Source organism: Mycobacterium cajalii, from assembly GCF_045809005.2.
GTDB lineage: Bacteria > Actinomycetota > Actinomycetes > Mycobacteriales > Mycobacteriaceae > Mycobacterium.
Genome location: NZ_CM141436.1, coordinates 5,443,624 through 5,461,348, shown reverse-complemented (window position 1 = coordinate 5,461,348; position 17,725 = coordinate 5,443,624). Strand labels below are relative to the sequence as shown.

The 17,725-nt window shown below is 64.4% G+C and carries 17 protein-coding genes and 4 pseudogenes; 10 read left to right on the top strand and 11 right to left on the bottom strand.

Annotated elements, in window-relative coordinates; genetic code table 11:
- Positions 1-55: 55 nt before the first annotated feature.
- Positions 56-725, bottom strand: a pseudogene (locus tag ACJ512_RS26000) (cell division protein FtsK); the annotation flags it as partial.
- A gap of 104 nt (positions 726-829) precedes the next feature.
- On the opposite strand from ACJ512_RS26000, the gene ACJ512_RS25995 reads away from it, so the two are divergent.
- Positions 830-1,405, top strand: coding sequence for a hypothetical protein (locus ACJ512_RS25995; protein ID WP_407689518.1), 576 nt, complete (start codon positions 830-832; stop codon positions 1,403-1,405).
- Entirely contained in the window at positions 1,402-1,806 is a 405-nt protein-coding gene (locus ACJ512_RS25990; protein ID WP_407689517.1) for a hypothetical protein, read from the top strand. The genes ACJ512_RS25995 and ACJ512_RS25990 overlap by 4 nt, the downstream gene beginning before the upstream one ends.
- 303 nt (positions 1,807-2,109) lie before the next feature.
- Here ACJ512_RS25990 and ACJ512_RS25985 read toward each other — a convergent pair.
- The 3 genes and pseudogenes from ACJ512_RS25985 to ACJ512_RS25975 form a co-directional block, all read right to left on the bottom strand.
- Positions 2,110-2,430 (bottom strand): annotated as a pseudogene (locus tag ACJ512_RS25985) (8-oxoguanine DNA glycosylase OGG fold protein); the annotation flags it as partial.
- 462 nt (positions 2,431-2,892) lie between these two features.
- A complete protein-coding gene (locus ACJ512_RS25980; protein ID WP_407689516.1) occupies positions 2,893-3,519 on the bottom strand; it encodes a PIN domain-containing protein in 627 nt (208 codons plus the stop codon).
- 30 nt (positions 3,520-3,549) lie between these two features.
- Positions 3,550-4,053: a helix-turn-helix domain-containing protein gene (locus ACJ512_RS25975; RefSeq protein ID WP_407689515.1), complete on the bottom strand. Its 504-nt coding sequence runs from the start codon at positions 4,051-4,053 to the stop codon at positions 3,550-3,552.
- Positions 4,054-4,246: 193 nt separating this feature from the next.
- Between ACJ512_RS25975 and ACJ512_RS25970 the strand changes: the two genes are divergently transcribed.
- Positions 4,247-4,666: a hypothetical protein gene (locus ACJ512_RS25970; RefSeq protein ID WP_407689514.1), complete on the top strand. Its 420-nt coding sequence runs from the start codon at positions 4,247-4,249 to the stop codon at positions 4,664-4,666.
- Here ACJ512_RS25970 and ACJ512_RS25965 read toward each other — a convergent pair.
- Positions 4,614-5,507: pseudogene (locus tag ACJ512_RS25965) on the bottom strand (rolling circle replication-associated protein); the annotation flags it as partial. The gene ACJ512_RS25970 and the pseudogene ACJ512_RS25965 sit on opposite strands and share 53 nt — an antisense overlap.
- 73 nt (positions 5,508-5,580) lie before the next feature.
- Entirely contained in the window at positions 5,581-5,874 is a 294-nt protein-coding gene (locus tag ACJ512_RS25960; protein ID WP_407689855.1) for a DUF6788 family protein, read from the bottom strand.
- Positions 5,875-6,301: 427 nt separating this feature from the next.
- Here ACJ512_RS25960 and ACJ512_RS25955 point away from each other — a divergent pair, with 427 nt between their 5' ends.
- Positions 6,302-6,637: a hypothetical protein gene (locus ACJ512_RS25955; protein ID WP_407689732.1), complete on the top strand. Its 336-nt coding sequence runs from the start codon at positions 6,302-6,304 to the stop codon at positions 6,635-6,637.
- An 87-nt stretch (positions 6,638-6,724) separates the two neighbouring features.
- Positions 6,725-7,443, top strand: a pseudogene (locus ACJ512_RS25950) (peroxiredoxin).
- A gap of 25 nt (positions 7,444-7,468) precedes the next feature.
- Here ACJ512_RS25950 and ACJ512_RS25945 read toward each other — a convergent pair.
- A complete protein-coding gene (locus ACJ512_RS25945) occupies positions 7,469-7,999 on the bottom strand; it encodes a DUF2202 domain-containing protein (RefSeq protein WP_407689733.1) in 531 nt (176 codons plus the stop codon).
- Positions 8,000-8,624: 625 nt separating this feature from the next.
- Between ACJ512_RS25945 and ACJ512_RS25940 the strand changes: the two genes are divergently transcribed.
- The 3 genes from ACJ512_RS25940 (at position 8,625) to ACJ512_RS25930 (ending at position 11,873) form a co-directional block, all read left to right on the top strand.
- A complete protein-coding gene (locus ACJ512_RS25940; protein WP_407689731.1) occupies positions 8,625-8,867 on the top strand; it encodes a YkoF family thiamine/hydroxymethylpyrimidine-binding protein in 243 nt (80 codons plus the stop codon).
- Between the two features lie 715 nt (positions 8,868-9,582).
- A complete protein-coding gene (gene istA / locus ACJ512_RS25935) occupies positions 9,583-11,133 on the top strand; it encodes an IS21 family transposase (protein ID WP_461479869.1) in 1,551 nt (516 codons plus the stop codon).
- Complete coding sequence (locus tag ACJ512_RS25930) at positions 11,130-11,873, top strand: ATP-binding protein (protein WP_461479887.1); 744 nt, start codon at positions 11,130-11,132, stop codon at positions 11,871-11,873. Before istA ends, ACJ512_RS25930 begins: the two co-directional genes overlap by 4 nt.
- Here ACJ512_RS25930 and ACJ512_RS25925 read toward each other — a convergent pair.
- Positions 11,852-13,282, bottom strand: coding sequence for a pyridoxal phosphate-dependent decarboxylase family protein (locus ACJ512_RS25925; RefSeq protein WP_407689689.1), 1,431 nt, complete (start codon positions 13,280-13,282; stop codon positions 11,852-11,854). The two genes, ACJ512_RS25930 and ACJ512_RS25925, sit on opposite strands and share 22 nt — an antisense overlap.
- 57 nt (positions 13,283-13,339) lie before the next feature.
- On the opposite strand from ACJ512_RS25925, the gene ACJ512_RS25920 reads away from it, so the two are divergent.
- Both ACJ512_RS25920 and ACJ512_RS25915 read left to right on the top strand, forming a co-directional pair.
- Positions 13,340-14,212, top strand: a complete 873-nt coding sequence (locus tag ACJ512_RS25920) for an alpha/beta fold hydrolase (RefSeq protein ID WP_407689688.1) — start codon at positions 13,340-13,342, stop codon at positions 14,210-14,212.
- Between the two features lie 78 nt (positions 14,213-14,290).
- Positions 14,291-14,749: an OsmC family protein gene (locus tag ACJ512_RS25915; protein WP_407689687.1), complete on the top strand. Its 459-nt coding sequence runs from the start codon at positions 14,291-14,293 to the stop codon at positions 14,747-14,749.
- On the opposite strand, the gene ACJ512_RS25910 is transcribed toward ACJ512_RS25915, so the two are convergent.
- The 3 genes from ACJ512_RS25910 to ACJ512_RS25900 all read right to left on the bottom strand — a co-directional run bounded on the left by ACJ512_RS25910 (position 14,707) and on the right by ACJ512_RS25900 (position 17,666).
- A complete protein-coding gene (locus tag ACJ512_RS25910; protein ID WP_407689686.1) occupies positions 14,707-15,909 on the bottom strand; it encodes an integrase in 1,203 nt (400 codons plus the stop codon). The genes ACJ512_RS25915 and ACJ512_RS25910 overlap by 43 nt on opposite strands.
- Positions 15,910-16,365: 456 nt before the next feature.
- The gene (locus ACJ512_RS25905) at positions 16,366-16,677 is read right to left on the bottom strand and encodes a helix-turn-helix domain-containing protein (protein WP_407689791.1); all 312 of its coding nucleotides are present in this window, start codon (positions 16,675-16,677) and stop codon (positions 16,366-16,368) included.
- Positions 16,674-17,666 (bottom strand): tyrosine-type recombinase/integrase, encoded by a 993-nt coding sequence (locus ACJ512_RS25900; RefSeq protein WP_461479886.1) that lies wholly within the window; start codon positions 17,664-17,666, stop codon positions 16,674-16,676. Before ACJ512_RS25900 ends, ACJ512_RS25905 begins: the two co-directional genes overlap by 4 nt.
- Between the last annotated feature and the right edge of the window lie 59 nt (positions 17,667-17,725).

The window sequence follows — 17,725 nt, the reverse complement described above, 5'->3', positions numbered from 1 at the left end:
TCAACGGCCAAATCCCCAGGGCCGCATAACCGTCACTTCAGGAGAGCCGCACCCAATCGATTCCCACCAGTCGCACTACACCGTCGGCAACAGCGGGGCCGAGATTGCCGGCGATACCCCAGAAGACGGAACCTTTTGCCTGCACCGGAGCAGCCCACCGTGAGGGTGTGCCGACCACTCAATGGCAAACTCCAGGCTGATCCGTTTTCGCACCGCCCAAGCGCGACGCGCGTTGTCGCTACCACTGTCGGCGGGGAAGCGTGACCTACCGTTGACAGCTGCTCCCGCATGACCAGCTCGATTCGGAGTGTTCCCGGCGACACGACAACCGATCGCGCGGAGTGTGCGCCGGCAGCGTCGCGAATCGCGGGAACGGCGCGCTCCAAGTCTTCGACGGTCTGCCCCATCCGTGCCCGTACCGTCAAGCGCAGAGTGGTGTGAGATACGTCGGTTCCCAGCAGCTTCGGATGAAACCAGCGGGTGGAGGCGACCTGCTGCCCTTCTTTGTTACGGCGAGTGACCTGTTCGGAGGCGGCCAAGCCGCAGCGCTTGCAGAGCCTGTGCCAGGAAGCGTAAGTCCACAGTCGCCAGCGCAGAAGTCGGGCCGGTGTTGCGAACCTTTCCTCGTACGTCTCGGGTGAGTGCAGTCGCCAGGACATGAGGGCGACGCCGATGACTCCCACGATGATCGCCACGCACAGGCCGAGAGTGGTGAGGAAATTCAGGACGTGATCGAGCCGGAATGGGGTATGGCTCAACGTCCTCGTATCCGACGTGGAGGTCAGACAGCGCCTGGCCGGTCTTCGCGCGCGACGACCCGATCCAAGCGATGGACCCTGCCAAGATTGCGGGGTTCCTCGACGTGCTTGTCGAGCTCGGTAAGACGCGGCAGGTGATCGTGTTCTCGCACGACGACCGGTTGCCGGCTGCGATCCGCGCACGATCGGTGCCGGCCCAGTTGCTCGACGTCACCCGCGAGCAGGGGTCGCTGGTCGTGGTGAAGGCGAACGACCTACCCGCAGACCGGTACGTCGCCGACGCCGAGGCCCTCATCCTCGACGACGACATCGACGACCTGATCAAGCGGAAGGCGGCACCAGGCCTGTTCCGGATGGCGATCGAAGCCGCCGCGCACCAGCGGTACTTCGGCGAAAGCGCGAAGGCCGGCGTTCCCTACCACGAGACCGACACCGCGTGGGAGGAGGCGAAGACCACCCAGCGGAGGGTGGCGCTCACGGTTACCGGGTCCGCCGACGGGGACGTGTCCGGCTGGAAGGCGTATCGGACGCACAGGTTCCCGACACTGGCGATTTCCGCGTCGGGTACCCATCGAGGGGCCAATCTGGACCGCGGCACCATCCGCGATCTCCGCCACACCGTCCGCGACATCGTGGAGGGCCGGTGACCAGTGATGCCGAGGTCCTGCTCGCACGAGCCGACAAACTCCTCGACTCCCCGGACCGCACCGCGTTGGGCAACTCCGCCCGGTTGGCGGCGTTCCTCGCGCGGCGGGCCGTGGAGGACCTGATCGACGCCCGTTGCGCGGAGCTGACGGGAGTCCAGGTAGTTGTCGGGACCGCGAGGGCGAGACTGGCGGTGCTCAAGTCCCTCGACAAGACACCGGCGGGTCCGGCGCTCATCGACGCCTGGCACCAGTTGACCGGCTTCTGTCACCACCACGCGTACCAGCTGTCGCCGACGGTGCCGGAGGTGCGGGCGCAGTGTGCCGCGGTTGAGCGGGCCTGCCTCGGCGGAATATTCGAATCGTCGCCAGGTTCCGCGCCTGGCGATACGGTCAGCCCGTGATCGCCGCGTTCTGGAAGGCGTTCGACGGGATCGATCTCGCGGCGCCATGTTGGCCAATAGTTCTGCGGCGACGTGTCGTGCCGGCTGTCCGCTTCGATCGTCCAAGACGGCCATCCAGCCCATGAGACGCGCTCGCCGCTCGGCGATGTCGTCGAACCCAACGTGGCGCTGACCTTCGCGGTACAGCGAGGCTTCGGCATGGAGCCACCGCCACCGTGACGAGGCGATCAGCCGGCCGAACTGGTACAGCCTGAATTCGATGACGTCGTCCGGCTCACCGAACAACTCGGACCACCGGTGGACCTCGCGGCAGAAGTGCTCGTACGTCGCCGCCGTCTCCTTCCAGTATTCACGACCGGTCAGTGTGAAAACCGCTGCGCTGACCCGGGAATCGAGGATCAGGCACCGCGACCCCGGCAAGTCCCGGTCCGAGGTGAGGTATAGGAACTTCGAGAAGAAGGCTGGCCCCAGACGGGCAACTCTGCCGTGGATCGCGGTGTAGGCGGAGCGGATGTCACCGTGGCGGCTCGCTTCGGCGGCCCGCAAGATGCCGTTCAACCGGGCACGCTGTTCGGCGTCGCCGGCATTGGTGACGATCTTCGAAGCGTTCCGATAGTCGCCCACCACTCCCCACGCGAGTACGTGCCAGAGGAACGTCACCCAGTCCGGTTCGTCGTTCCCTCAACACTGCGCCGCTAGGCTGAACAACGCGGTCCGGTTGAGTTCGGTTGAGCTGAGCAGGATTCCGCGATCTGCCTACCAGTTGCTTACGGGGAGCGGCTCCTGCATCCGGTCGACCGGTCCGAACGCTGGGGATCTCAGCAGATCGCCTACAGCTGCGTCTCCCTCCTGCCACATCTCAGCCCCTTTCGATACGGCGTGGATACAGTCTGATTCTCCTCGCCGCGGAAAGCCTCGCACTGGGGCAGTGGTACGCGGCGAAAGGTTGCGGCATCGCGGCGAACTGCCACGTCCTGGCGGGTACCGGTGAGGCGATTCGAGATGGCACGCGAGACCCGACGCCGGCGGCTGAACCTCATCGCCGAGGGGGTCAGAACGTGCCGGCAGTGCCCGGGCGTGTGAATTTCAGTCGCCTGAAGTTGATCGAGGTTGGTCTGCCGGTTCGCCGCGGCCCTCTGCCACCAGCGGCAGCAAGATCTCAGCGACCTCGGTCATGTTGTGCCGTGTCACCAGCTGTTCGAGGATTTGCTCCGGTGTCTGCGGCGGGTTGGTTCGGCGATTCGACATCTCTTGCAACGCACGCACTCCTGCATACGGGTGTGCTGACACCGTGTTGGCGGCGAACTGATGTGGGTGCACGGTCTCGATATCGGCTTCCACGAGCACGCGTGCTGTGCTGAACCCGGCCCGGCGATCGTCGGTGACGATGGCGTCGGCTTTACCGATGATCGCGGCGTGGGCGACGTGGCCGTCATCGGGATCGTTGAGCCCGTAGCTGTACTCCCGGTCTTTGGGGGCTTGGACCTCCGAGCCCGGAAACGCCTGCTTCAGCTGATCGAAAAGGTGCCGTCGGCGGCTGGCGCTATCGCTGATCCCGCGCTTGTCGTGCAGGCCGGCCAGTACGTAGTCCAGCTCGAAGAGAATGCCAGATCCCCAGATGGGCGCGTACGCCTCCTCGGTGGCCAACTGCAGCAGGAAGTCACGCTGAAGGCTCGGCACCAGGGCACAGGTGTCGAGGACAGCGCGATACACATGGGCGAGTCTTTCAGACGCCGCGGACGGTCAACGCTTACGTTTCGCTTCGCCGAGCAACTCGGCGACCTCGTCGGCGTCGGCGTCCGCGAACTCCTCCGAGCTCTCGGTGATGAACCGGTTGCGTCGGGCGTGAAGCTCCTCGCGGTAGGCGAGGACATCGGCAAGCCGCAACTTGCGTCGGACCGCGCCGGGCACGTGTGCGTCTAACTCGCCGTCCTGGATAAGGCGAACCACCGTGGGGCGGCTGAGACCGAGGATCTCAGCGGCCTGCTGGGTGGAGATTTCCTGATCGCGGGTCAGGATGCTGATCGACTGGCCGTGACTAAAGGCGTGGGCGACACGCTTGAGAACGTCGTATAGCTGTTCGGTCAGCTCGACACGATCGTGTTCGCCTGCACCGGACAGAAAGAAGGCGGGCTCAGGAGAGGTCCCGTGACGGGCCTCGTGCGCCTCGATGAAGCTGAGGACATCGGCAAGCCCATTGGCATCGGCCGGAACCGGGTTGACAATCTCCGCGGAGGCGCTGCTCATGGGTCTCACTTCCGTTCGTCTCACCGCTGGAACTCGACCAATCGTAGCATAGTTACGAAAGTTGCGAAAAGCGATTGGGTTTGAACTATGCCGAGCAGTGGAGCAGCGCCCGGGTTACCAGGGGATCCACTTTTCAGGAAATTGAAACGGCTGGACGTCGCGAGATGCGTACTTGCACCCATACGGTTGGACCATGGATCAACAACTTTGGCCCACAGCTCCGAGCGGGCACCTTGAACCGGGTGTGCCTGACTTCGCACGATGGGGCGACGCGGCGCCCTTTGTCGCACTGTCCGAACGCCTGCACTCCAAGATGTGCACGCTGGCGAGTGATATCGATGACTTCGGAACCCACGTAAGCGACCCCGTGGTGGTCAATCACCTTGTCATCCGGCTGGCTGGCACGGGTTTGAGCATCGCCGAGATCCTCCACTCTGTCTCCGGGAAGCTGGACCGATCACTGATCGACCTCGATCACTGGCAAGAAGTGTTGGAGGCGTTCGACGACGCTCAGCGTGCGTTTCGCAATGCCTGTGGTGCAGCGCACGACGCCATCGAGGTCATGCGCAATCACACGCATGTCCCGCCTGAGGCGACAAGTGAGTCGTCGTAGCCGCACCGAATAAGGCGGTCGCGAGCTGGGAGGCGAACGCCGGCCCGTTGTTCGCCAGTGCGTAGCCGCCGGCCAGCCCGCCTTGATGCAGAGCGTTCGACGTCGTCGAACCCGACGGTGCGTCACAACACCGGTGTTGCGAATGATGCGCGGGACCAGGCGCGTGGCCGTGCGCGGGACCACGGCAGTGGGGAAGTGACTACCCGAATCGCCGTACACCGCCTGGTTCCGCGACCACCGCCGCACGATCCGGCGGGCAGCGATGTACGCGTCCTGGGTCACCTCGACGGCGACAATGGCTTTCTTGAGTCCGTAAACACCCCAGAACCGGCCCGGCCCGCGGCCGGGCTCCCGCCATAGTTCTGGCACGACGTGCTGATACTCCTTGTCGCCGTGCATGTTTGGTGATGAATGCTTGGTGAAGTAGATGGCCAGCCGCTTCGGATCGCACGCCCGCAAGCCATTGCGCACGTCGATGGCGGTCCCGGCGAGCCGGTGCCGGGCCTTCTGCTCGGCGTCGGGATGGTCGACAACCTGAGCCCACGTCTCGGACAGCCACTTGGCGAAGCCCCGACCAGAGCGACCCGGCGAGATCGGTGGCACCATCCATAGATGGATGTGCGGAGCGCCGCGTCGCTGAAACGGCTTCCCAGTCGCCGGGATAGGTGAGTGTGACCATCGAGGGCACGCGACCGGATTCCACCAGTGGGCTGTAGTCAAGCTCGGCGAAGGTGCGGCACATCGACGACCGTGACTTTCGGGACCACTCAGTGATGACACCCCCGGAAATGCGCTGTTCATCTTCCGTATGACTCCGTCGTGTCGAAGACACGACGGCCCGTCGAGCCAGTGCACCGCTTGATCGAACAGCTCACGGGAGCAACCGAACGCGTCGCCGGCCACGATCGGCGCGCTCACCGCCGGGCCCGCTTCGCGGAGGCGAGTCGAGCCGCCAACGCGGCGCGGCCGGCGTCGCCGGCGGCCACCAGCTCGGCTTCGGCCGCCCGGTAGCGCGTTACCGCGGCCCGCACCGACGCCACCTCGGCCTCGGGCAGCATCACGAACCGGGTTCTGCCTCGCTCGGAGAACGAAAGCACCGTCGACTCGTGCAGATCGCCGGCAGTGCAACGGCATCCGGGCTTGCCGCAGCGGCGTCGATGGATCACCACTGAGCCGCGGATCATCCCCGCGGGGTCGTGTTCGGTCATGTCCGGGTCACCCTCCCATACGGAATACTGCTAGTTAGCCACTAGCAGATTCTCCCACACGAAACCGCTATCTACCTGCATATATCCCACGTGTCGGACGATCACTTGCCGGACGTAGAACCCGATCCGGCCATACCAGCGGCCGCAGACAATGTCAGGCCGCTACGTCACTCCAGGAGAGCCGCACCCGAATGATCCTGGGTCATCGCGTCGTGTTTCCTATCGTGAGTCACTTTGGTCGGTAACTCACTGACCACTACGCGATGGCCCACCCCAACACCGTCAACGACACACCCATGGCCGCCCGAGCCCGGTCGACCTCAGCCCGAACCCCACCACGTCAGGGGACCTACCCCCAGTCAGACAACGAAGACTCCGCCGATGGCTATACTGCGAGTCGGGCGCATTCGCACAAGGAGCACATCTCATGTCCGCATCAAAGGAAAGCGCCGAGGTCTCACGGGCGCATCTGGCCGAGCACGAGAAAATGGCCGAGGCACACTTGCGGGAGCATCGCAAGCTGGCGGACGACCATCTCGCTGAACTCCGAGCCCTCACGGACCGGCATCTGGCCGAGCATCGCGATTTATCTAAACAGGATCACGTGTCTAGCAGTGAGCATGACTCATTGGCCGCGCGGCATATGGATGAGCACCGCAAGCTCACCGACCGACTGCTGCAAGATCATCACAAGTTGGCCGACCGGCATCTGGCCGAGTTGGCTGAACTCGGGAAACGCCATTCGCACGAACACAAGGGGTAACTGGTCCAGGCAAGCTAGCGGCCACCAGGCGGGTTGACGCGACCGAAGCGCTGGACTCCCACGATCGAGTAACGCACAGTATGTGCCATGACGGAAACCACTTCGCCCGCCCAGACCATATTCGCGATGCCCAGGATCGGCGATCCCGCCCCCGAATTCACCGCCGACACCACGCAAGGTCCGATCAGTTTCCCCGGTCATTACAACGGGATGTGGGCCATTCTCTTCTCACACCCTGCCGACTTCACCGCCGTGTGCACCAGCGAATTCATCACCTTCGCCTCGATGCAGCAGCAGTTCCGGGACTAAAACACGGTGGGGCTGTCGGTGGACGGTCTCTACAGCCGCATCGCCTGGCTGCGCACCATCAAGGACAAGATCACCTTCAACGGCATGAGCGGTGTCGAGGTGACCTTCCCGCTGATCGAGGACGTCACCATGGAGGTTGCTCAGAAGTACGGCGTGATCATGCCCGGCGATGCCTCCACCAAGGCTGTGCGGGCGGTCTTCGTCATCGACCCGGCCGGCGCCATTCGCACGATTATCTACTACCCGCTGAGTACCGGACGAAATTTCGATGAGCTGCTGCCCTTGATCAAGGCACTGCAGACCGCCGACGCCTTCGGGGTCGCCACCCCGGCTGACTGGCGACCCGGCGACCGCGTCATCGTCCCGCCGGCGGAGTCCTGCGGTGTGGTGGCCGACCGCATGGCCGGCGCCGAAGAAGGCATCGACTGCGAGGACTGGTTTTTTGCACCAAACAGATCAGCGAGGCCGACGTGGAGAACGCCATCCGCGCCAAGTGACGCCGAAGGACCGCGCGGAACCGCCTCAACTATCGCGGCGTGCGCGCCCACCACGGTGGCCGTGACCACCTCCACCACCGTGGTGACCACCGCCGCAACCATCCCCGCCGCGTTCGCCGACGCGCCGGCGCCACCCGCGACCGCCGCCTATCGGCCGACCTGATACCGCGGCTTCGAACGCCCGCAGGTGGTTCTCGGAAGCGGCACGCAAGTTCTCATACACCCTATGGATGGCTGCCTCGTCACTGCCTTGCACGGCCGCAGACAGGTCGGCGATGTCACCAGTTTCGAGTTCGACTCCGGCCGCATACGCCTCTTCGATCGAGGACAGTCCCCGGGCGAGCCACGCGTCGTAGGCGTCCTGGAGTTCAGTGTCGGCGTAGACACCGGGCGGCTGCCCTACCGACGGATCGGGGACGCTGTACCGCTCGAGCAGTCGCCCGATCGCCGCGTAGTGACGCTGCTCGCTGGCGGCAATGTTGTCGAAGATCGGCACATCCCACGCCTGGTGAAACCGCCGGTACAAATCGCGCGCCAGCCGTTCCTCTTCCCGCATCAGCACCAGATCCGCCCGCTCGCCCTCCGACAATGGGCCACCGGCCACCGGTCGCGAGCTGTCGTCCACGTTCATCCGACGACTCCGTTCATGTTCGGCCACCCCGATACCGGTCGGATCGACCACTACCTCCATATCTCGGCAGCCATGTTCACCGCACCAACCGAATGCACAAGGCAGGAGCACCGTGCGCTGAAGTGAGCGTATTAAACGGTGATCCTCGACACCAGTACCGCCATGTCGGACTTCATCAACCGTTCCGACGGCTCAGCTAGGCTGGGCCCTCGACTCCGGATCTATGAACGCTACGGCAAGACAAGTGTCGACGGCACGTGAAAACTGACACCCCGCGCGGAATTTCTGCCCTTGGTCAAGAGATACTTTTCCTGTGCGGCAAAGGATTCAACCGCGACGTCGATGAAGTCGTCGACCATTTCGATACACGTACCTGCTGGCCCGATCGAGCAAGCAGGTACCAGATGCCAGGCGAATGACACTTCGTGGCCCGTCTTCGCCCCCGGCGCCGTGCCTGGCCGAGCCGACTGGGGCTGGCGTTCGAGTCCCTCGGGGCGCTTGTGGTAGTGCTCGGGCCCTTTCAGGTCCTCACCATCGATCGGAGATAGCCATGGACGTGAGCTGCCAGTTCTCCCTCTACCCCCTCGGGCAAGCCGACCTCGGGTCTGGTATCGACGCCGCCCTCTCGGCGCTCTCGGCGCGAGGGCTCAGCTTCGAGTCGGGTCCGATGAGCACGATCGTCCGCGGCCCGCTCGAGGAGGTCTTCGCCGCACTGGCCGACGCGTTTGGTGCGGCTGGCGAACGCGCCACGGTGCTCGTCGCCACCGTGTCCAATGCCTGTCCGCTGTCTTGAGCCTCGAGTGCCGGTCTCAGGCGGCCGTGGACGCGAAGGGGAATACGCGTGGATCCCAATCGCTGGGACGCCTATGACGCCCCGAAATGTACCTATCGTTCCTGGTGACGGCTCATGGCTGCACCTAGCAGATGTGGAGGCAGTGCCCGAAGCGGACTGCTGTCTTTATTTGGCGGCGATTCTAATCAGCGGTGCGGTGGTGGTTGTCAACGCCATGCCGCTATCCGGTGGACCCGACGACCGAACTCTGGCAACCACCAATGGCACCGGACAGATGGCGAAGGGCAGCAGCGTACCAATGAGACCCGGTCAGGCCGTCAGCTTGCGCTCGACGGCCCGGTATTGAGAAGAATGCCAACACCTCACAAGGTTTACAGTAACGCTTTCGGCAAGGCGGAGCTCGCGACGATGGCGTCGACCGTCGTCTCGGGGATACGGCTGCCCAGCACCCATCGCTGTCGGCGGTCGCGTGGCTGTTTCCACGGGGGCGCCGGGGTCAGTTTTCACGTGCCGCTGACAGAACGTCACGCGACCTTTGAGAGCACGTTGCGTGTGATCACCTGAGTTGGCCCCAGTTGGGTCGTTTTTCTGCATGAATTTTGGCTCCACCTGGGCGGTGATCCGCTGGGCGGTGGGCTCAGCGTGTCGTCGCGAATATTGGCCCCACCCGGGATGCGATTTCCACGTCAGTCGTCATCGGCGTGGAGGTTCGGGAATGGCACGGTCGAAGGTGGAACTGTTCGAACAGATCAGGCGTGACAGGCGGGTCGAGGAGCTGTCGATCCGCGAGTTGGCTCAGCGGCATCGGGTGCATCGGCGCTCGGTGCGCCAGGCGTTGGCCTCGGCGGTTCCGCCGCCGCGGAAGGCCTACGGGCGGCGGCCGCGCCCGGCGATCGACCCGTATGTCGAGGTGATCGATTCCTGGCTGCTGGGCGATCACAAGGTGCCGCGCAAGCAGCGCCATACCGCGCGTCGGGTCTGGCAACGGCTGGTCGCTGAGCATGGCGCGCAGGTGGCCGAGGTGACGGTGTCGCGGTATGTCGCCCACCGCAAAAGCGAGCTGGGTCTGGACCGGGTCGAGGTGATGGTGCCCCAGACCCACGCCCCGGGCGCTGAGGCCGAGGTCGACTTCGGCGAGTTTTTCGCCACCATCGCCGGGGTGTTGGTCAAGGTGTGGATGTTCGTGATGCGCCTGTCGCACTCGGGCAAGGCTTTCCACGTGGGGTTTGCCACCCAGGCCCAAGAAGCGTTCCTGGAAGGACACGTGCTTGCCTTCGAGCATTTCGGTGCGGTGCCGGCCCGGATCCGCTACGACAACCTCAAGCCCGCGGTGGTGCGGGTGCTGCGTGGCCGGGACCGGGCCGAATCAGAACGATTCATCGCCCTGCGCAGCCATTACGGCTTCGACGGGTTCTTTTGCATCCCGGGCAAACAAGGAGCGCACGAGAAGGGCGGCGTGGAAGGTGAGATCGGCAGGTTCCGCCGCCGACACCTGGTTCCGGTGCCCAAGGTAGCGTCGTTGGCTGAACTCAACGAGGTGATCGCTGCCGCCGATTGGGCTGATGACGCCCGGGTGATCACCGGGCGGCCGGTCAGCATCGCGGCGGCGTTTGACGCCGAACGCGCGCATCTGTCACCGCTGCCCGATGAGCGCTTCGATGCGGCCCGGCTGCTGCAAGCCCGGGTCGATACCCGGGCCCGGGTCTGCGTGCGGCAGTGCTACTACTCGGTGCCGGTGCGCTACGCCGGGCGGCGCCTGGCGGTACGGCTGTCGGCGAGCCGGGTCGAGATCCTCGACGGCGCGCAGGTGGTAGCCGCCCATGAGCGGGCGGCCACCAAATACGCCCAGGTCCTCGTCTTGGATCACTACCTGGAAGTCCTCAAGATCAAACCGGGTGCGCTACCGGGGGCGACCGCGCTGGCCCAAGCCAAAGCGTGTGGGGCGTTTACCGTTACCCACCAACGGTATTGGGACGCCGCCCGCCGCGAACGCGGCGACCAAGCGGGCACCCGGGCGTTGATCGAAGTCCTGCTCGCCCACCGCAGCCTGCCCGCCACCGCGATGATCGCCGCGATGGACAAAGCAGTCGACGCCGCCACGCTGGACCCGCAGGCCGTGCTGATCGACGCCCGCCGCCACGCCGGCGGCGCGCTCGCGCCGGTCATCCCGATCGGTGCGCTGGCGCGCTACGACCGGCCCGCCCCAACGCTGACCGGCTACGACGACCTGCTGAGCACCAACGCCACGATCCAGAGCGCACCATGAGTGCTCGAACCCAGGACGCCGCCCAAGCCGCCATCGGTGCCGCGGCCCGCGAACTGCATCTGCCCACCGTCCGCGACGAAGCCACCCGCCTGGCCGAGATCGCCGTGCGGGAACGCCAAACCCACCTGGGCTTCCTCGCCGAAGTCCTCACCGCCGAAGTCGACGACCGCAACGATCGGCGCCGCGCTCGGCGCATCAGCGAAGCGAAATTCCCTCGCCTCAAACGGCTCGCCGAGTTCAACACCGACGCCGTGGCATCGGTCAGCGCCGCGCAGCTGGCCACTTTGGCCGGCGGCGCCTGGATCGACACCGGGCAACCCCTCGTGCTGCTCGGCGACTCCGGGACCGGCAAAACACATCTGCTCATCGGCCTGGGACTGGCGGCCTGCGAACAAGGCCGCCGGGTCCGCTACGTGACCACCGCACAGCTCGTCAACGAACTCGTCGAGGCCGCCGACGACCGGCAACTATCCCGCGTCGTTGGTCGTTACGCCCGCCTGGATCTGCTGCTGCTCGACGAGCTGGGCTACGTCCAAATCGACACCCGCGGAGCCGAACTGCTGTTCCAGATCATCACCGAACGAGAGGAACGCGCCAGCATCGGAATCGGCACCAACCTCCCCTTCAGCAAAGCGCACTTGTTTACGCCAACCTGTGCGTATAGGCAGTCTGACTGCCACGAGTTCAGCGTTGTTGGTGGACGGCGGTGGCGAAGGAGTCATTGTCGCTCGCTAAGGTGAGAGCCGACTGTTCGGATCTCGTCGATAATTAATCTCAGGTCATCTTGTGTCACAAGTGGATTCAACAGACACGCGCGCAGTGCGGGACGCTCGCGAAGCACGGTGCCGGTCAGAAAGACGTTTCCGCGGCGCTGCAGCAGTGCGGGGATGTCCCGGTTGATCCGGTCGATGTCTTCTACCGCTGCCGCGGCGACAAACCGGAAGGCGACCACCGAGGTGGTGGGCGGCACGAGTAGCTCGAAATCCGATGTATGCCCGAGCAGGACGGCGAATTTGGCGGCCGCGGTGGTGGTGCGGTGAACCAGATCGCTGATTCCGCGTCTGCCTAGGTGGGCGATAGTGGCCCAGGTGCGCAGCGCGCGGAAGGGGCGTGTCTGCTCGATGCCGTATTCCGACCACCACCCCTGGTCGTCTGCGGTGTTGTCGCGCAAGTAATCTGGGACAAGGCTGAACGATTCGCGCAATACGTCGGCGTCCTTTACCAGGAGTGCGCCGCTGTCTACTGGCACTCCGAGCCACTTGTGCGCATCGATGGCAACCGAATCCGCGCGCTCCATTCCAGCGAACTGCGCCCGCAGGCCGGGATCCGCGGCGGCGATTGCGCCGTAGGCTCCATCGACATGCATCCACATGCCGTGGTCGGTCGCGAGCTGGGCGATAGCTGCGAGGTCATCGATGGCACCGGTGTTCACAGTGCCGGCGGTGGCGACGACAGCACAGGGCACCATGCCCGCCTGGGTGTCTTCTTGTATCGCTGAGGCCAGCGCTGCGGTGTCCATCGCGAACGCATCATTGACCGAGATACGGCGTAGCGATCGCCGGCCCATGCCGATCAACTCGACCGCCTTGGTGATACAGCTATGCGCCTCCGACGAGGCGTAGATAACCAGCGGCCGCTGGCCCCACAGTCCCTGTTCTCGAATATTTACCCCGCGTCGCTGTGCCGCGCGGTCGCGAGCGGTGGCGAGCGCGATGATGGACGCCATCGATGCGCCACTGGTCAGGAGCCCACCGCCGGGGCCCGTGGTATAGCCGATCAGCTCCGCGAGCCATCGCAGGACAGTTCGCTCCAACAGGGCGCCGGCGTGCTCGCCGCCAGCGCAGCTCGGATTCAGTGCTGCGGCCAACGGTTCGACCGCTATCCCCGCTACGGATGGCGGTGAGTTAACCCATCCGAAAAAACGCCGATGCCCATTGCCCATCGGATACGGCAGCACATGGGCGTTGATGTCGGCGATCAAATCGGGCAGCGACCGAGACTGCTCGGGTAACGATTGGTTGACAAGCCAGTCCCGGTCGCGCGGGTCGATGGGCCGGCACACCGGGCCAGAGTCAACCCGCTGCAAATACGCGACGGCTGTCGCCATCGCCTCTGCGGCCACCTCAGGAGCAAGTTCCACCGGCGTCATGGTCAACATCGTCCACCATGTCGTGGCTCAGGGCGGGGCCGCAGCTACGTTTTAGGCATGCTGATGAGTTCGCCCTGTGATGGCTTTCGGCTGGCATACGAGCGTCGGGGCGCGGGCGGGGAGGAGTCTGTGATCCTGCTGCACGGCTGGCCGGGAGACCACACGGATTTTCGCCACGTCGTGCCGTTGCTGGGCAGGGATCTCGACGTTGTGGTGCCGGATTTGCGGGGTTTTGGGCGATCAGATAAGCATCGTGTCGATCCATCTGTCGGATACAGCGCCGCGGCACAGGCTCGCAGCATCCTCGCCCTCATCGATGAACTCGGGTTACATCGCCCTGTTATCGGCGCCTATGACGTCGGAAGCCGCGTAGCTCAGACTCTGGCAAAAGACCATCCGGGGCTCGCCAAGCACCTGGTCCTGTCGCCTCCGCTGCCCGGTGTCGGAAATCGCGTGTTCGATCACAATGTCCAAAAAAAGTTTTGGTACCAAATGTTTCACCAGCTGCCGTTGGCTGAAGAGTTGATCGACGGAAAGCGCGACGCCGTCCATAGCTATCTGCATCATTTCTGGACCCACTGGTCGGGCCCAACATTCACGGTCGCCGACGCGGACCTTGCTCACTTGGTCGCTGTCTACTCACCGCACGGTGCGTTTACCACCTCGATTGGCTGGTATCGGGCCGGTGCCGGAACGGTGGCAACCGCCCTGACCGAGCATCCGCCCAGGCCTGAGGAACGCATCAGCACACCAACATCGGTGCTCTGGCCAGAACACGATCCACTGTTTCCCCGCGACTGGTCAGACCGACTCGATCAGTTCTTCAATAGCGCCAGTCTGCATACCGTCGATGGCGTCGGACACTTCACGCCGGTCGAGTGTCCAGAAGAATTCGCCGAACTGATACGACGCGCACTGACGGCCGAGTAACGGTAAGCAGCAGCTGGAAAGTCTGACCCGCAGTCGTTGACAATTGCTCGCGCACGGCGCTGTGGGATGCTCGTTGGCGTGGGTGAGCATCGCTATGAAATCGAGGTTGTCTGGACGGGTGCGACGACCGATTACCGCAGCTACTCTCGTAATCACGAGGTGCATACCCTTGGCTGCCTACCGATTCCGGCGTCCGCCGATCCAGCGATCGGCCGGGGTGACCCGAGTCGTTGGAACCCTGAGCAATTGCTCGTGGCGGCCCTGTCTCAATGCCACATGCTGTGGTATCTGCACTTGTGCACCGACGCTGGGATCGTCGTTGTCGAGTACCGCGACACTGCGATCGGCACCATGTTGGACACCAGGTTCAGCCACGTGACCCTACGCCCGAGGGTCGTGATCGTGTCCGAGGAACGGGCGGAGGATGCGCACGCGCTGCATGCAGAGGCGCATAAACGATGTTTCATCGCCAACTCGGTGAACTTTCCCGTGGCTCACGAGCCGCGGATCTCTGCGAGGCGGCCGGCGTCGACGTAGTCGGCGAGGTAGATCATGGTCGCCTCTGGGGTCATCCCGAATGCTGCGGCGACGAGCTTGGCGTCCATGATGTTGACGAGGTCGACCAAGCGGGTGTTACGGATCAGCCGTGGTGAGTAGCCGCAGTGGTCCAGGACGTGGCTGAGGTAGGCAGTAGACGCTGGCGCCCGTCCGGCTTTGGTGCCCTTGGTCACGATGACGTGTGGGTTGGTGGTAGGCCAGTCTGCACGGTGGGATAGGCAGCGTTGTAGTGCTGCCCAGCTGGCGGGGTCGAGCGGCACGGGGTGTGGTCGGCCGCCCAGTCGGATCGCTGACAGCCCGATGTCGATGTCCTGGCAGCGCAGGAGCCGGACTTCCTGGCTGGATGCGCCGTGCAGCAAGGCGAGTAGACCGACCAGCGCCTCATGTGGGTGCACACTGGAATCAGTGGTCCACCGCCTGAACAGTTCTCGTTGCTGGGCTCGGGTAAGTGTCCGGCCGCGAAATCCTTTGTCCTGTCTACGTTTCAAACCACTAGTCGGGTCGATCAGAACGATGTGTCGCCGGCGGGCGAAGCGGAAAAACTGCCGCATCACGGTCAGGTTGCGCGGCCGGTTACCCGGTTGGAGTCCCAGGAATGCCTCGATGTCATTGACGTCGATAGTCGACCAATCCCGTTTATTGCGTCCGTCTTTGACAAAGACGGCGAGGTCGCGGATGGTCGCCAGCGCGGTCTCAATCGTGTGATCGGTTCGGGGTAGTGTGCCGGCGCGGCGGGCCCGGGTTCGGCAGTTCAGCAGGTGGGTTTCGTAATCGCGGACAGCCCGCCGCAGCGAGGGCGGTATTGCTTCGATGCGGCGACTTCGGCGCCCGGCGGCGAGGCGCTCAGCGTGGTCGGTGGGCATCGCCAGTCCGTGTTCGGTGAAGAAGTCCTGCAGGGCCCTGGCCAACGGCCCCATGGAGCGTCCTGGTGTTCGGGCACGCTCAAGGATCAGTTGGGGGTGGTTGGGGTGGTCGTCGTTGAGGATCCGTCCCAGGACGGTGATCATGGTGGCGGCTCGCGACGGCGAGTAGGCGCCCGCGAGGTGCACGACAAACCCGGCCAGCCATTCAGGCGGGTCAATCAGGCGGGCCGCCCAACCTTCACCGGCGATGAACGGTCGGTTCGGATCACGCTGCAAACAGCGCGAACACATCCCGCGGCCACAGTGGCGGCGCAGTTCACCGCATGAGGAACAGATACGCGGTGGATCCTTGGGGGGTCCTGGTCGTGAACACGACCCGCACCATCCAGTCTCGGCTTGCAAGTAGCCGGGCTTGCCGCATCGCGGGCAGCGCTGCTGGCGGGCGCGCAGCTCGGCTCGTCGCCGACACGTCTTGCACAAAACGGCATTTGGGCTGCGGAGTTTATGGCCGCACTCGGTGCATCGCCGCGAACACAGGACACAGCGACCCATGAGCGTGAGTCGCCTGAGCTGCCCGCAGTCTGGGCAGCGTTGTTTGGCCTCCGTCTCTTTCTGACGGGTCGTGCATCGACAACACAGGTCGCGGCCGATGATGTCCACCGGTGCTGCGCAGTTCACGCAGTCACGTTGTCGTTTCCCCAACGCGCTCAACCACCTTCACGACACCGGCTGTTACATCGGTGGCATCGACCGGCCACGGCTGTTAACCGACTTCGCAGGTTCGGACTGGGGCGCAGGTGTGGCGGGCTGTTGGGCTGGGGTGGTGTCGATTTCGAACACGTCGTTGGGAGTGCATTGCAGCGCGGTGCACAATGCGATCAGCGTGGAAAGTTTGACCTGGCTAGGTTCTTTGGTCAGCAGCGCTGACACCGATGCCGCCGACATCTCAAGCCCGGCTTTCTCGGCTAACAGACGCCGCAATTCGGTGCCTGTCCAGACCTCACGCTGGGCTGCGGCCATCCGCAGCCGCCATCGGATCTTCATGCCGTGCCGTCCTCTTCGCTCAACTCCGCCAGGGTGGATGTCACCGCTCGCCGATAGGCGTCCTCGATGAACGTTGCCGAGGGCCGCACATAGCGCATCGTGGAACTCACGGTCCAATGACCCAGCAGCTGCTGGATCGCGACCAGATCAACACCGCGCTCGTAGTTATGGGTCGCGCACGCTCGGCGCAGCGCATGTGGACTGAACCAGTCTGTTTTGGCATGGCCTTCGAGCTGCATCAGATACCGCAGCCGATTGCGGATGGTGCCCTGATGCAACGCCCCTCCGGACTCATCGGCGAACAGCACCGCAGACTCCGGGAACTTCGGGCGCACATCGGATAAGAACCAGCGCAACACTAAGTCCAGCCCGTCAAGCATTGGTACCCACCGCGGCCGAGGTCCCGAGGTGTGGGCTCCCTTGCCGAAACGCACATGGATCTTGCCGAACGGGCCCCGCCCGAAATGCAAATCGGCGACCTCCAGCAGCGCCGACTCTTCCGAGCGCAGGCCGCCGTGATACAGCGTCCGAAATAGCGCGTAGTCCCGAGCTGCCGGCCCATACTTGCGGGCGGTGGCGATCCTGGCCTTGAGGAATTCGAAGAACACCTCGACGCGCTCCGGCGTCGGCGGCGGCGCCAATGCCGGTGAGTCGTCGCCGACATGGCGAGAGGCGTTGAACTCATCGACCGGGCAGACCAGCCGCACCCCGAAAGTGGCTTCGATCTCCGTGGCCTTGCGGACCTGCAAGAAACGGTGGAAGCCCTTGAAGATCTGCACATACTCACGCCTGGTCGATGACGCCCGGCCCGCCACTGCCAGGTCGCCGACCACCCGATCGATGTCCTCGGCGGTCACCTCCCATGCCGGCCGACCCAACGCCACCAACGTTCGCTCGAGTAGCCCAACATCGTTATCGATCGTCACCGAGCTAAAACCACGCGCCCGCCACGACGCCACAAAAGCATCGACGCAATCGCGTTGAAACACAACAGGGTCCGAAGAAACTGGAACGACAGCGGCGGTCCCGCCCCCTGTGTGACAGGGTT

Bases quoted from the DNA above. Each gene is read 5' to 3' on its own strand.
- istA (WP_461479869.1), top strand. From the start codon at position 9,583: ATGGCACGGTCGAAGGTGGAACTGTTCGAACAGATCAGGCGTGACAGG.
- ACJ512_RS25955 (WP_407689732.1), top strand. From the start codon at position 6,302: ATGTCCGCATCAAAGGAAAGCGCCGAGGTCTCACGGGCGCATCTGGCC.
- ACJ512_RS25995 (WP_407689518.1), top strand. From the start codon at position 830: ATGGACCCTGCCAAGATTGCGGGGTTCCTCGACGTGCTTGTCGAGCTC.
- ACJ512_RS25945 (WP_407689733.1), bottom strand. From the start codon at position 7,999: ATGCGGGAAGAGGAACGGCTGGCGCGCGATTTGTACCGGCGGTTTCAC.
- ACJ512_RS25940 (WP_407689731.1), top strand. From the start codon at position 8,625: ATGGACGTGAGCTGCCAGTTCTCCCTCTACCCCCTCGGGCAAGCCGAC.
- ACJ512_RS25905 (WP_407689791.1), bottom strand. From the start codon at position 16,677: ATGAAGATCCGATGGCGGCTGCGGATGGCCGCAGCCCAGCGTGAGGTC.
- ACJ512_RS25970 (WP_407689514.1), top strand. From the start codon at position 4,247: ATGGATCAACAACTTTGGCCCACAGCTCCGAGCGGGCACCTTGAACCG.
- ACJ512_RS25960 (WP_407689855.1), bottom strand. From the start codon at position 5,874: ATGACCGAACACGACCCCGCGGGGATGATCCGCGGCTCAGTGGTGATC.
- ACJ512_RS25975 (WP_407689515.1), bottom strand. From the start codon at position 4,053: ATGAGCAGCGCCTCCGCGGAGATTGTCAACCCGGTTCCGGCCGATGCC.
- ACJ512_RS25930 (WP_461479887.1), top strand. From the start codon at position 11,130: ATGAGTGCTCGAACCCAGGACGCCGCCCAAGCCGCCATCGGTGCCGCG.
- ACJ512_RS25920 (WP_407689688.1), top strand. From the start codon at position 13,340: ATGCTGATGAGTTCGCCCTGTGATGGCTTTCGGCTGGCATACGAGCGT.
- ACJ512_RS25925 (WP_407689689.1), bottom strand. From the start codon at position 13,282: ATGACGCCGGTGGAACTTGCTCCTGAGGTGGCCGCAGAGGCGATGGCG.